The sequence below is a fragment of the Enterococcus sp. AZ188 genome (assembly GCF_050544075.1).
GTDB classification, from domain to species: Bacteria; Bacillota; Bacilli; order Lactobacillales; family Enterococcaceae; genus Enterococcus_D; species Enterococcus_D entomosocium.
The window spans coordinates 3,715,430-3,728,449 of sequence record NZ_CP172943.1 but is presented as its reverse complement, the minus strand read 5'-3'; the positions used below and the strand labels follow the sequence as shown (position 1 = coordinate 3,728,449).

Below are 13,020 nucleotides of genomic sequence, written 5' to 3'. Positions count from 1 at the left end.
TTTCTTTTTTTTAAACTCTAATCAAAACCGAACGATATAAGCAATATTTCAGATAATGCTCGCATTTATCCCGAAAAAGCCTTATAATAAGGCGAATAAACTAAAGGAGTTGTCCGGTGTGAAAATACGTCGAAGTGAACGACTGATCGATATGACACATTACTTGTTGAATCATCCCCATGAATTGATTTCATTGTCCTTCTTTTCTAAACGATATGCCTCTGCAAAATCATCGATTAGCGAAGATTTATCTATTATCAAAAAGACCTTTAAAGAACGAGGAACAGGCATTCTTGATACCGTGCCAGGCGCTGCTGGCGGTGTTTTTTTTGTGCCTGAAATTTCTGAAGAAGAAGCGTATGCGTACGTTGAAGGGCTGGCAAAACGCTTGTCTGAGCAAGACCGTTTGTTGCCTGGCGGCTATGTCTATCTATCTGACTTATTGGGCGAACCGGAATTGCTGCGCCAAGTCGGCCGCATCATCGCTTCCAAATATTTAGGCGAACAAATCGATGCGGTGATGACCGTTGCTACTAAAGGAGTTCCGATCGCTCAAGCAGTCTCTTACTACTTGAATGTTCCCTTCGTGATCGTGCGTCGTGATTCCAAGATCACTGAAGGCTCGACCGTGAGTGTCAATTATGTCTCTGGTTCTTCAGAGCGGATCGAAAAAATGGAATTATCCAAACGCAGCTTAAAGCGCGGCTCTAGAGTATTGGTGGTTGATGACTTTATGAAAGGCGGCGGCACGGTCAATGGGATGAAGAGCTTGATTGAAGAATTTGAGGCCGAATTAGTCGGTATTACGGTTTTTGCCGAAACGAAATTCAAAGGCAAGCGGGCCATCAGCGATTACAGCTCTCTGCTGTATGTTGAAGATGTCGATACCCAGACCAAAACGATCTCGGTAGTACCGGGAAATTATTTTGAGAAAAAAGCCTGATTTTTGTGGCTCTTAGACTGGCGCAAGCAGCTGTTTTTCGAACGGCGGCTGCCAGTCTTTTTTTGATTGGTCTAGGTGGAGATTCCTTAAATCGTTGAAATTTACAAGTACTTGGGCTAAACTGTTTATAGGAAATTCAATGAACAAAAATCGTTCAGATTGATAGGAGTGGAATACGTGGACGCACGTTTTGCAATAATTTTAGCGGCTGGAAAAGGCACGCGCATGAAATCGAAGTTATATAAAGTGTTACATCCGGTTTGCGGTAAGCCAATGGTGGAGCACATCATGAACCGAGTGGTGGAAACAAGTCCTGAAGAGATCGTGACGATCGTTGGTCACGGGGCGGAAATGGTCAAGGAGCAACTGGGGGATCGCACCAATTACGCCTTACAAGCCGAACAATTAGGTACCGGTCACGCTGTCGTTCAAGCCGAATCATTTTTAAAGGGCAAAAAAGGCACGACCTTAGTAATTAGTGGGGATACGCCGTTATTGACGACGGAAACCTTGAATAACTTGTTCGATTACCATCAAGGGAAAAATGCATCGGCAACGATCTTGACGGCACAAGCGGCAGACCCAACGGGCTATGGCCGGATCGTACGGGATCATGTCGGCATCGTGGAAAAAATCGTCGAGCAAAAAGATGCGTCGACCGAAGAAGCACTGATCCAAGAAATCAATACAGGCACGTATTGCTTTGACAATGAATTGTTATTTGACGCCTTGGCAAAATTAGATACGGACAATGCCCAAGGGGAGTACTACTTGACTGATATTATCGAGATCTTAAAGGAAGACGGCAAAATCATCGCTGCTTATCAAACCGAAGATTTCCATGAATCTTTAGGAGTCAACGACCGCATCGCCTTAGCCGAAGCCAATCGCTTGATGCGCCAGCGGATCAACCGTCAACACATGCAAAACGGCGTGACCTTGATCGACCCGGCGACGACTTATATCGACGAAGGCGTTGTGATTGGTTCAGATACCTTGATCGAAGCCGGTGTGATCATCAAAGGGCAGACGACGATCGGAGAAGACTGTGTCATTACGGCAGCTTCTGAAATTGAAGACAGCAAGATCGGCAACCAAGTGACGATCAAGGCATCGACGATCGAGGAGAGCATCATTCATGATGGCGCCGATGTCGGTCCCAATGCCCACCTTCGCCCCAATGCGGAAATTTTGGCCCATGCCCATATCGGTAACTTTGTGGAAATCAAAAATGCGACGATTGGTGAAGGCACCAAAGTCGGACACTTGTCCTATGTCGGTGATGCAACCTTAGGCAAAAACATCAACGTCGGCTGCGGTGTAGTCTTTGTTAATTATGACGGCAAGAGCAAATTTAAAACGACTGTCGGGGACAATTGCTTTATCGGCTCCGGGTCTAATCTGGTTGCACCCTTGACCATCGAAGAGGAAACGATGATCGCTGCTGGCTCAACGATCACCAAAGATGTTCCTAAACACAGTATGGCGATTGCCCGCGCCCGTCAGGAAAATAAAGCGGATTACGCGAAAAAGTTACCTTATCTAAATTAGAAATAGCGAAATGACTTGATTTCTTAAGGAAAAATGACTACTATTTATTAGGAAGAAGATTCTAGTAAAAAGGAGTCATTTTTTTCTAGATGAACGCAAAGAAAGTGGAGGTTCTCATGTCAAATCATTATTTTGATCCAAGATTGAAGATTTTTTCTCTGAACTCAAATCGTCCTTTGGCGGAAAAAATCGCAGCTGCAGTAGGTGTTGAATTAGGTAAGTGTTCAGTCAAACAATTTAGCGATGGTGAAATCCAAGTGAATATTGAAGAAAGTATTCGTGGTGCCCACGTCTACGTGATTCAATCAACCAGCAGCCCTGTAAACGATAACCTAATGGAATTGCTGATCATGATCGATGCTTTGAAGCGCGCCAGTGCGAAGACGATCAATGTAGTAATGCCTTATTATGGTTATGCAAGACAAGACCGCAAAGCGCGATCAAGAGAACCAATCACCGCAAAACTTGTAGCAAACATGATCGAAAAAGCCGGTGCGAACCGTATGGTTACACTGGATTTGCATGCTTCACAGATTCAAGGGTTCTTTGATATCCCAGTTGACCACTTGATGGGTGCACCATTGATCGCCAACTACTTCTTGGAAAGAGGCATTCAAGGCGATGACGTCGTAGTCGTTTCACCAGACCACGGTGGCGTGACTCGTGCCCGCAAATTAGCTGAGTTTCTTAAGTCACCAATCGCGATCATCGACAAACGTCGTCCGAAAGCCAACGTAGCGGAAGTCATGAATATCATTGGTCATGTTGAAGGCAAAACTTGTGTCTTGATCGACGATATGATCGATACTGCTGGTACCATCACATTGGCTGCGAATGCGTTGAAACAAGCAGGTGCCAAAAGTGTTTACGCCTCATGTACTCACCCTGTCTTGTCAGGACCTGCCTTGGAACGGATCGAAGATTCGGCCATTGAGCATCTAGTTGTGACAGATTCGATTTACTTGCCAGAAGACCGTAAGTCGAAAAAAATCGATGAGATCAGTGTTGGTGCCTTGATGGGCGAAGCGATCAAACGAATCCATGAGAACAAACCAGTAAGTCCACTGTTTGAATCAAAATTATCAATTTAATCGTGCCTCATAAGCATGAGAACAACAACCAATGGTCGGTCTTTAACCGCTCATTGGTTGTTTTTTTCTGAGGAGTTTCAGGATGTTTTTAGAAAAAACGATCGCAGTCATGTTTCTTTTCATCAATTTATGGTATTCTTGAAAGTGACTTGCGAAACGCAAGCACAAAATAAAATAGAATCTAATCACAAAGGGGAGTCTGCAAAGGCTGAGAATGAGAGTACTCTAAACCCTTCGTACCTGTTTCGATCATGCGAACGTAGGAATTGTGACGAGTTGAAGTGTCTAACACTTCTCCTTTGTGAATTGTGATGATTCTAAAGGAGGAGTTTTTTTTGAAACGAAAAATGTCGCTGCAAGTGTGGACGGAAGGAACGATGATTGCTGCTATCGGGGTCGTCTTGTCGTATATCCCGATCCAGACAGCCAATTCCAGTATCGACTTGTCTCTAGGGCTCGTGCCCTTGGTCTTGTATTCGTATCGTCGCGGGGTGCTGCCGGGAATGACGGCGGGATTTATTTGGGGCTTGCTGAATATTTTGATTGGTAGCGCCATGCGTAACTTTATCACCGTTCCACAGATCATCTTTGAATACCCCTTTGCCTTTGCTTTTGGCGGGATGGGCGGCTTGTTTGCTAATAAAATCCAACAAGCGATCCGTCAAAACAGCAAAACCGTTACGTGGTATGTCGTCTTAGGGGGCATCGTGGCGGTGATCAGCCGTTGGTTTTGGCATTATTGGGCTGGAGTCTTTGTCTGGGGAATGTACGCACCGCCAGGACAAAGTCCGTATCTGTATTCCTTGATCTTCAATGGATCATCGGTCATTATCAATATCGTTTATGTAGGGGTCGTCCTAGGTCTCTTAGTCAAGGCAGCCCCGAAATTATTTGTGCCTAAAGCTTAGTTTTAGAAATGAAATCATAAAAAATGTCTTGATGCTCTTTGAAAAAGAGAAGCATCAAGACATTTTTTTGTCGAAAAAGCCAAAAGCCAAATCTTCTTGATCAATTTCCAACGACCAGTTTTTTTTGCTGGCTGAGTAGCGCAAAACTGCAATTTGATCTAACTCTTTTTGATTGACCAATGTGCTTTTCAAGCCAGCATCTTCTGACAGATAGATTGGGATCGTATAAGTTTTATCGATCAGTTGTTCTTGTGTCAGACAGAAGACGATGCCTTCTTGCATGATTCCCCGCAACTCTTTCAGCAAATTAAAATCGAGTTTTTCCACCGGTGTTGCTTTTTTAAAAAAGGAGAGGCGATCATTGATTTTTTCTAAGACGATGCGGGTGATCCGATCCGCCAAGATCCGGTAATACTCATCTAAGTAACGATAATAAACGCGGGAACGTGCATCTTTTAAGTCAAAGAAAACAAAGTTATTTTGCAGTTTGTAAAAGAAAGGGGAGTGGAGGTGTGTCTTCATGTGGCCAAAATATAACAATTCGGAGATCTCTAAAGGCGTCAATTCTTTGACCATCTCGTAATCATTAAAATCGATCCACTTCATTTCTTCGGCAATGCGACCTTTGTTGATTTGCTGAAAAAACAGTTGGACATCTTCCATTCCGCGTATCACTTTTAAGCCCGTATGACCGTCGAATTCGCCGAAATCACTGGAAGGATCAAGCAAGAGCAAATTCTTGGGCTGATGGACGATGCTCTTGTTAAAATCTTGGGGGGCAAGCCCGCGGGTCAAGACGGCATTGCTGGTTGTATCAATATGTACGTAAATCGTGTTAGACATGCCGATCGATCCCTCCTATATACTAAGTTCATTCTACAACAAAGCGCTGAAAATTGCTTGTATCTTTTCGTTTAAAGTTATATTACAAAATAACAGAAAAAACAATTTTTAAGTTCCCTTTTTCGACAAAAAAAGGCAAATCTTGTCTTTTCGTAAAAAAACTGGCCAAAATTGGCGTCTTTATGAGGATTTTGGTATGATAAAAGAAGAAACTAATGGAGACGAGAACCTATGAGAAAAAAGAAAAGCAGACTTTCGAATTGGCTGAGCAATCTCTTTTTGCTTGTGCTGTTATTGATTGGTTTAGCATTGATTTTTAATAATCAAATCAAAAATTATTTTATTAAACAAACAGGTGAAGCATACGCAGTCGGCACCATTGATCGTAGTGAGGTCGAAAAAAATATGGAAGCGGAAGCGACCTTTGATTTTGATGCCGTGGAGCCGGCAAGTTCAGAAGCAGTCTTACGGGCGCAGCTGAGCAACAAAGCTTTGCCAGTGATCGGCGGCGTGGCGGTTCCCAGTGTTGGGATCAATCTGCCGATTTTTAAAGGCTTGGCCAACGAGGCCTTGCTGTATGGTGCTGGTACGTTAAGTCCCACCCAAAAAATGGGGGAAGGCAATTACGCGTTAGCTAGCCATCGCGCTCAATCGCCAGAGCTCCTGTTTACACCATTGGATGATGTCGCGATCGGGGCGGCTATCTATGTGACCGATCTGGAAAATATTTACACGTATACTGCGACTTCTTCTGTGCGGGTCGACCCGACCGATGTTTATTTGCTTGACGAAGTAGAAGGCCGCAAAATGATCACGCTGATCACCTGTGGGGAAATGGGCGGTGTCACCCGTCGTGTGATCCAAGGTGATCTGGAATCTGTAACGCCTGTCGACGAAGCAACGGATGAGATGTTGGCAGCATTCAACATGGCACAACGAACATTTTAATCAAAAGAATAGCTCGAGTGGTACGGCAGCTGGCGTGTCATTCGTCTATTCTTTTTTGCATAAGGAGGCGTCTTGATGAAAGTGAAAAAACTGACTTCGATCGATTTTCTTGCACAAAGGGCAGGATTTCAAGAAAGCCGACTCGTCTTTTCCTTTTTTGAGTCGCATTCAAAAGCGCGACGAGCCTTTCTAGCCGATATAGCGCAGCAGGGCTGGCAGATCGACAGCCGTTACGGACGTCTTTACCTTGCTGGGCAGTTTGATTTTGACCAAAAGACACTGACTATCACCAATCTGCTGGTGGAAGCGGCCGCCGAGTTTACTTGGAAACAACTGCTGGCCGTGACAGAAAACTTCGCCCGCAGTCGCTTTGTAGCAGCCGTCTTGTGGCAGCTTCCTCATCGGACCCCCTTGGCGGAGTGGTTTATCCAGCAAGGGTATCAGGTGGTCCCTCAAGGGTATCAAAAAGCGCTAGCTTATCAGACGGCGCTGGTTTTAGGCGGTGGCGGTGCTCATGGGGCGTATCAAATCGGGGTTTGGCAAGCGCTGCAAGAACGGGGCATCACCTTTGAATGGATCACGGGAACTTCCGTCGGTGCCTTGAATGGCGCCTTGATTTTAATGAACGATGTGGAAGCGGCCGTCGATTTATGGGCAAATATCTCTAACGAGCAAGTATTGCACTATCCGCTTGCTTCGGTACGTGCCCAAACACTGCGAGATTTGATGAATCAAGCCAATTCGCTGGTCCGCGAAGCGGTCAAAAGCAACGGTGCCAGTACCGAACCGTTGGCAAAGCTTTTGCAAAAGACCTTTGATCAAGATAAATTCAGCCAAACTGCTTGTCGTTTGCTGATCTGTACGACTCGTCTGCCAGATTTCAAGGAGACGGTTTATGCCTTTGATCCATCAGCAGTAGAAGAAAACCTGCATTGGTTATTGGCATCAGCCTCATTTTATCCAGCGATGCAGGCGCAAAAAATTAATGACGTCTATTACATTGATGGCGGCTATCGCAATAACCTGCCCATCGATGTCGCTCTACAGCAAGGGGCAACGGAATGTATCGCCGTGGATGTCCAAGGACCCGGCATCAATAAAAGGACGGTTTTGACGGAAGAAACTGCGCAACTTTCGTTAGGGTCTCCTTGGTCCTTAGGCAGCTTTTTGGTTTTTGATGCCCAGCGTTCGCTGGATAATATGACCTTGGGCTATTTGGAAACCTTGAAAGTGTTCGGCAAATACCAAGGCCATTGGTATACCTTTGAAAAGACGGTTGATTTTCAGCCGTTATGGCGGGGCTTTTTGAAAGAGCTACGCCAGACAGACCCGTTGCTTTATCAGGAACTAAAGAAAAAAGAATTTTGGAAAAAAATGCGTAAATTCTATCAACAGGATGTGCCATTTGAGCAGTGGGGGCGTATACTGATAGAGTGTACCGCGAAAGTATTGTATCTAGCGCCTACGGTGATTTATGAGCAGGAAACGATTCTAACGGCTTTAGCTGAGAAAATTGCGCTAAAGGCAGTGGAAGAAGCCGATGCCTGGTCGATCACAGAGTGGCTGAGTTATTATCGCGACCGTTTTTTTGTCTTGTCCGAGCAAAACCGCTTTTTCTTTTTTTATCGGACGCAGCAATTGAATCTGCCCGCCATTCAGCAGATTCGTCGGCGTTACCCGCTGACTGCTTTAATGGCAGCGTATAGTCACTATCTTTTGAAAGGAGCAGAAAATGGATAAATTTTCGTATGAAATCGTTGAAGAGATCGCCGTGCTTTCGGAAAATCAAAGAGGCTGGCGCAAAGAATTGAATTTGGTGAGCTGGAATGGGCGTCCGCCAAAATTTGATCTGAGAGATTGGGGTCCAGAGCACGAGAAGATGGGCAAAGGCGTGACCTTATCCAATGAAGAATTTGCAGAACTTAAAAAAGCCCTGCTTTCCATGTAAGAAAGCAAAATGGTAAGGAGTGATCAAATGAAAAGTATGACTGGTTTTGGCAAAGGCAGTGCAGAAACGCCAGATGTGCAGATCGAAATTGAGATCAAAAGTGTCAATCAGCGCTTTTTGGACCTGCAGCTGCGAATGCCCAAACAATTGAATCCTCTAGAAGGTGCTTTACGGCAGTCGATCAAGCAGACCCTCCAGCGGGGGCGGATCGAACTGTATGTGACGTTAAAAGAAAAAACCGCAAATACGAAACAGATCGAGATCCAATGGGACTTGCTGGAACGTTTCATGCAGGAGATCGATACCGAAGCCAAAGACCGTTTTGACCTAGCAGAGCTGCCAAAAGCAGCATTGCTGGAACAATTCCTGCTCCATGAAGCTTTTCTAACGATCTCTGATCAAGAGCCAGAAGAAAGCACCTTAGCCGATGGCGTGATGGAAGCATTAGACCAAGCGTTGGCAGCGATCGACCAAAGCCGCTGGGTGGAAGGGCAAGGCATTCTGCAGATCTTGCAAGAAAACCAGCGACAGCTGCAGGAAAAACTAACAGAACTCAAACAATTCGTGACCCTCTATGAGGCGGACTACCAAGAACGCTTTGAAAAGAAACTGACTGCCTATCTAGGGGAAGAAGTCGATCGCGATCGTTTACTGACAGAGTTGGCGATTTTATTGGAACGCGGCGATATCCACGAAGAACTGGATCGTTTAAGTATCCATTTAACGACGATGACGGAGCTGCTGGCAGCCGAGACACCAATAGGTCGAGAACTGGATTTCTTGATCCAAGAGATGAACCGAGAAGTCAATACGATTGGTTCAAAATCGAGTCCGATCCAAATCAAAAACAGTGTCGTCCAAATGAAGACGATCATTGAGAAAATCAGAGAACAAGTTCAAAACATCGAGTAGGAGGAATGAACCAATGAAATATTACGATATCACCTTTCACGAACTGAGCGGAAAAAATGTCATCAAGCGCAGTATTCCCTCTGATAAAGAGAATTTCTCTGCGTGGGAAGATGCCTGCGTAGCCATCGAGCCGGATTTTCTTCATCTACTAGTTGATGGCGTAGCTGTTTCTTTAAATCGTCGGTACATCGTGCGTATCGATTGCCAAGAAGTGACGGATCCGACCGAAAAAGCGATCACTGCCAAAGACGAATTAGCAGGGGTCATCAATACCTTAAGCAACATGGGCTTTTAAGAAAGCAGCCGAAGTGTAGACTAGCAATTTCATGAAATTCCCATTATAATAAAGTAGTTCTTGAAAGTTGCTGAAAAAAAGTGCAAAATAGACGTTAAGCAAATGTCAGTGAAAGGACGTCATTATGTCAGAGCGAGGATTACTTATAGTTTTATCAGGACCTTCCGGAGTAGGGAAAGGGACCGTGCGCAAAGCAATTTTTGAGAGTGACGACAACGATTTTCAATATTCCGTTTCAATGACCACTCGTCAAAAACGCGAGGGGGAAGTGGAAGGGGTCGATTACTATTTCCGCACGCGGGAAGAATTTGAAGCCTTGATCGAAGCCGGTGAAATGCTGGAATACGCCGAATATGTCGGCAATTATTATGGCACACCATTATCTTATGTCCAACAAACACTGGATCAAGGAAAAGATGTATTTTTAGAGATCGAAGTGCAAGGGGCAAAACAAGTAAAAGACAAAGTTCCCGATGGTGTGTTTATTTTTCTGACGCCACCTGATCTGGCAGAATTACGCTCTCGTATTACAGGAAGAGGAACCGACTCTGCCGAAGTGATCGATGAACGGATGCGTGTCGCCCGTGAAGAAATCGAAATGATGGCTTTATATGATTATGCCGTTGTCAATGATGAAGTACCTAAGGCAGTCCAACGAATTCGCGAAATTATTTCGAGTGAACATTTTCGCGTTGACCGAGTGATCGGAACCTATATCAAAATGTTAGAGGAGCTGTAAGAAATATGATGTTAAAACCTTCAATCGATTCTTTGTTGGATCGTGTCAACTCAAAATATTCATTAGTGATCTTAGCAAGCAAACGGGCGCATGAACTTGATGCCGGTGCGCAAGCAACATTAGAAAACTTTGATTCAGTGAAAAGCGTGGGTCAAGCGCTTGAAGAAATCGAAGCGGAATTAGTCGTTAATGATCCGCATCCGGAAATCAAACGGGCCCGTTTGAAAATGGAACAAGAAGAGCGCAAAGCGCAAAAAGACCAAGAACAAAAAGAATTAGAAGCGCGTATCCGCGACGAACAAAAGCTATAGACAAAAGCAAGCTAGAGCACGCCTGTGTTCTGGCTTTTTCTTTTGAATGGCGATGGTTAAATTTTTGTAAGGGGTACAGACAAACCCCAGCCCATTTAGTAAAATAGAACCTAAAAGGAGGAGAAGAGATGGCGTACATAGCAGAAGTGATCGTGGATGTTCCCACGATGCAGACCGATCAGCCTTTTACTTATCTGATCCCATCAGAATTACAAGCCGCCATTGAGACAGGAATGCGGGTCGAAGTGCCATTTGGCAAAGGTGACCGTCATATCCAAGGGTTCGTCGTCGGGCTTTCAGAAGTTGCCGAACCGCAACAGACCTTAAAACCAATCGTTCGTTTGTTGGATTTGTCGCCTGTCGTCAATGAAGAACTTCTCCAATTAGCCGACTACATGAAGGAAACGACCTTTGCCTTTAAGATTACTTGCTTGCAGACGATGCTGCCTAGTGTGATGAAAGCCGAGTACCAAAAGCAGATCGTTTTACTCGAAGGAAATCATCCCATCAAAGAATATTTTCCCGAAGACGGCATCCTCAGCTGGCAAGCCGCCGAAAGTGCAGGGCTGCTGCCGCAGTTGAAGCCTTTGCGGGAATCCGCAGTAGTTGAATTGCAGTATCTCGTGAAAAATAAAAACAAAGCGAAAATGACCCGTTATATTGAACGTAAGATCGAGCCAGCAGAAATCCCCGCCGTCCAGCAACAGCTGCGCAAAGGGGCCAAACGCAAGCTGGAAATCTTACAGATTTTGACAGAGGAAGCCCGCTTGCCGGTTTCCTTTTTTACCGAACAAGGGATTTCCACCGCGGCTTTGAACCAAGCACAAGAAGCTGGCTGGCTGACCTTTACGGAAGTTGAAGCCTACCGTGATCCTTACAAAGACCGTCAATTTCAAAAAACGGTCCCCCTTGAATTAAATGAAGAACAGGCAGCTGCAGTAGCGCAAATCACTGCTTGTGCGGATAACCAAGAGGCGCAGACTTTTTTACTGGAAGGGATCACCGGCAGTGGAAAAACAGAAGTCTATCTACAAGCGATCGCCCAATTGCTGAAACAAGGCAAAACTGCGATCATGCTCGTACCGGAGATCGCTTTGACCCCGCAAATGGTCGAACGCTTTAAAAGCCGTCTCGGCGACGCAGTGGCTGTTTTACACAGCGGCTTGTCCCAAGGTGAAAAATACGATGAATGGCGTAAGATCGAACGTGGGGAGGCGCAGGTGGTGGTTGGCGCCCGCTCGGCGATTTTTGCTCCGTTGAAAAACATCGGAGTCATCATCGTCGATGAGGAGCACGAAGCCTCCTATAAGCAAGATGAAGCCCCTCGTTACCATGCGAGAGATTTAGCGATTTGGCGCAGCCAGTACCATCACTGTCCAGTGGTGTTAGGCAGTGCGACGCCGTCATTGGAGTCTCGTGCCCGGGCGCAAAAAGAAGTCTACCGCCTATTGAAATTGAATCAACGGGCAAAAACCAGTGCGCAATTACCGCAGATCGAAGTCGTGGATATGCGTACCGAATTTGCCAACAAAAAGTATCAAACCTTTTCTCGTCCGTTACAGGAAAAAATCACAGACCGCTTGGCCCGCAAAGAACAGATCGTCTTGCTGCTGAATCGGCGCGGCTACTCTTCCTTCGTGATGTGCCGCGATTGTGGGTATGTTTTGCCTTGCCCAAATTGCGACATCTCCTTGACGCTCCATATGGATACCAAAACGATGCGCTGTCATTATTGCGGACATGAAGAACACATCCCCCATCGTTGCCCCAACTGTAATGCAGACAAGATTCGTTATTACGGAACGGGCACGCAAAAAGTGGAAGAAGAGTTGAAGGAACTGTTTCCCGAAGCGCGGGTTTTACGGATGGATGTCGATACCACCCGCAAAAAAGGCGCCCACGAAAAAATCTTGACCTTGTTTGGGGAGAAAAAAGCGGATATTTTGTTGGGGACCCAAATGATCGCCAAAGGCTTGGATTTCCCTGATATCACACTGGTAGGGGTCTTGAATGCCGATACCGCCTTGAACTTGCCAGATTTTCGTTCGAGTGAACGGACGTTCCAGCTGCTGACTCAGGTCAGTGGTCGGGCAGGTCGGGCGGAAAAAACTGGCGAAGTGGTGATCCAAACATTCAACCCTGAGCACTACGCCATCCAATTGGCACAGTCGCAAGACTACGAAGATTTCTATCAAAAAGAGATGTGGATGCGGCACCAAAGCGGTTATCCACCGTACTATTTCACCGTCAAAATCACCTGCAGCCATCCCGAAGAGCAAGTCGCCGCTCAGAAGATGTTTGCGATCGCGCGGGATCTGCAGCAGGAGCTGTCACCGCGAAGTATTTTGTTGGGTCCGGCACCAAGTGCGATTTTGCGGGTGAAAAACCGTTATTACTACCAATTGATCATTAAATACAAAAATGAACCGCAGCTACCTGCTTTGTTGACCCGTCTGTTGGATCAAAGTCAAATCGATCAGCGCAAAGGATTGTACGTATCGATTGACCAAGAGCCGTTGAATTTTATTTAG

Annotated in this window: 13 protein-coding genes and 1 riboswitch; of the genes, 12 read left to right on the top strand and 1 reads right to left on the bottom strand. The window is 45.6% G+C overall.

Features of this window, described 5'->3' with window-relative positions; genetic code table 11:
• Positions 1-118: 118 nt before the first annotated feature.
• From purR to thiT, 4 genes are all read left to right on the top strand, one after another.
• On the top strand, positions 119-943 hold the full coding sequence (gene purR / locus IGI86_RS17120) for a pur operon repressor (RefSeq protein WP_008381701.1): 825 nt from the start codon (positions 119-121) through the stop codon (positions 941-943).
• Between the two features lie 177 nt (positions 944-1,120).
• The gene (glmU, locus tag IGI86_RS17115; RefSeq protein ID WP_008381702.1) at positions 1,121-2,494 is read left to right on the top strand and encodes a bifunctional UDP-N-acetylglucosamine diphosphorylase/glucosamine-1-phosphate N-acetyltransferase GlmU; all 1,374 of its coding nucleotides are present in this window, start codon (positions 1,121-1,123) and stop codon (positions 2,492-2,494) included.
• Between the two features lie 116 nt (positions 2,495-2,610).
• Positions 2,611-3,585 carry a ribose-phosphate diphosphokinase gene (locus IGI86_RS17110; protein WP_008381705.1) on the top strand — a complete coding sequence of 325 codons (975 nt, stop codon included), beginning with the start codon at positions 2,611-2,613 and terminating at the stop codon, positions 3,583-3,585.
• Positions 3,586-3,766: 181 nt separating this feature from the next.
• A riboswitch (TPP riboswitch) is annotated at positions 3,767-3,868 on the top strand.
• Between the two features lie 52 nt (positions 3,869-3,920).
• The gene (gene thiT, locus IGI86_RS17105; RefSeq protein WP_430599755.1) at positions 3,921-4,493 is read left to right on the top strand and encodes an energy-coupled thiamine transporter ThiT; all 573 of its coding nucleotides are present in this window, start codon (positions 3,921-3,923) and stop codon (positions 4,491-4,493) included.
• 54 nt (positions 4,494-4,547) lie between these two features.
• Here the strand turns inward: thiT and IGI86_RS17100 are convergent, their stop codons facing one another.
• Positions 4,548-5,336, bottom strand: coding sequence for a hypothetical protein (locus tag IGI86_RS17100; protein ID WP_005232973.1), 789 nt, complete (start codon positions 5,334-5,336; stop codon positions 4,548-4,550).
• Positions 5,337-5,567: 231 nt separating this feature from the next.
• On the opposite strand from IGI86_RS17100, the gene IGI86_RS17095 reads away from it, so the two are divergent.
• The 8 genes from IGI86_RS17095 (at position 5,568) to priA (ending at position 13,020) form a co-directional block, all read left to right on the top strand.
• Positions 5,568-6,284, top strand: coding sequence for a class A sortase (locus IGI86_RS17095; RefSeq protein WP_005232974.1), 717 nt, complete (start codon positions 5,568-5,570; stop codon positions 6,282-6,284).
• 75 nt (positions 6,285-6,359) lie between these two features.
• Positions 6,360-8,024: a patatin-like phospholipase family protein gene (locus tag IGI86_RS17090; protein WP_430617620.1), complete on the top strand. Its 1,665-nt coding sequence runs from the start codon at positions 6,360-6,362 to the stop codon at positions 8,022-8,024.
• Complete coding sequence (locus IGI86_RS17085; RefSeq protein ID WP_005230288.1) at positions 8,017-8,232, top strand: YdbC family protein; 216 nt, start codon at positions 8,017-8,019, stop codon at positions 8,230-8,232. The genes IGI86_RS17090 and IGI86_RS17085 overlap by 8 nt, the downstream gene beginning before the upstream one ends.
• A gap of 27 nt (positions 8,233-8,259) precedes the next feature.
• Positions 8,260-9,144 carry a YicC/YloC family endoribonuclease gene (locus IGI86_RS17080; RefSeq protein WP_086332810.1) on the top strand — a complete coding sequence of 295 codons (885 nt, stop codon included), beginning with the start codon at positions 8,260-8,262 and terminating at the stop codon, positions 9,142-9,144.
• A gap of 13 nt (positions 9,145-9,157) precedes the next feature.
• Positions 9,158-9,439: a hypothetical protein gene (locus IGI86_RS17075; RefSeq protein WP_005230307.1), complete on the top strand. Its 282-nt coding sequence runs from the start codon at positions 9,158-9,160 to the stop codon at positions 9,437-9,439.
• A gap of 124 nt (positions 9,440-9,563) precedes the next feature.
• Positions 9,564-10,178 (top strand): guanylate kinase, encoded by a 615-nt coding sequence (gene gmk / locus IGI86_RS17070; RefSeq protein ID WP_005230308.1) that lies wholly within the window; start codon positions 9,564-9,566, stop codon positions 10,176-10,178.
• 5 nt (positions 10,179-10,183) lie between these two features.
• Entirely contained in the window at positions 10,184-10,489 is a 306-nt protein-coding gene (gene rpoZ, locus IGI86_RS17065) for a DNA-directed RNA polymerase subunit omega (protein ID WP_005232977.1), read from the top strand.
• A gap of 128 nt (positions 10,490-10,617) precedes the next feature.
• Complete coding sequence (gene priA / locus IGI86_RS17060) at positions 10,618-13,020, top strand: primosomal protein N' (RefSeq protein WP_430617619.1); 2,403 nt, start codon at positions 10,618-10,620, stop codon at positions 13,018-13,020.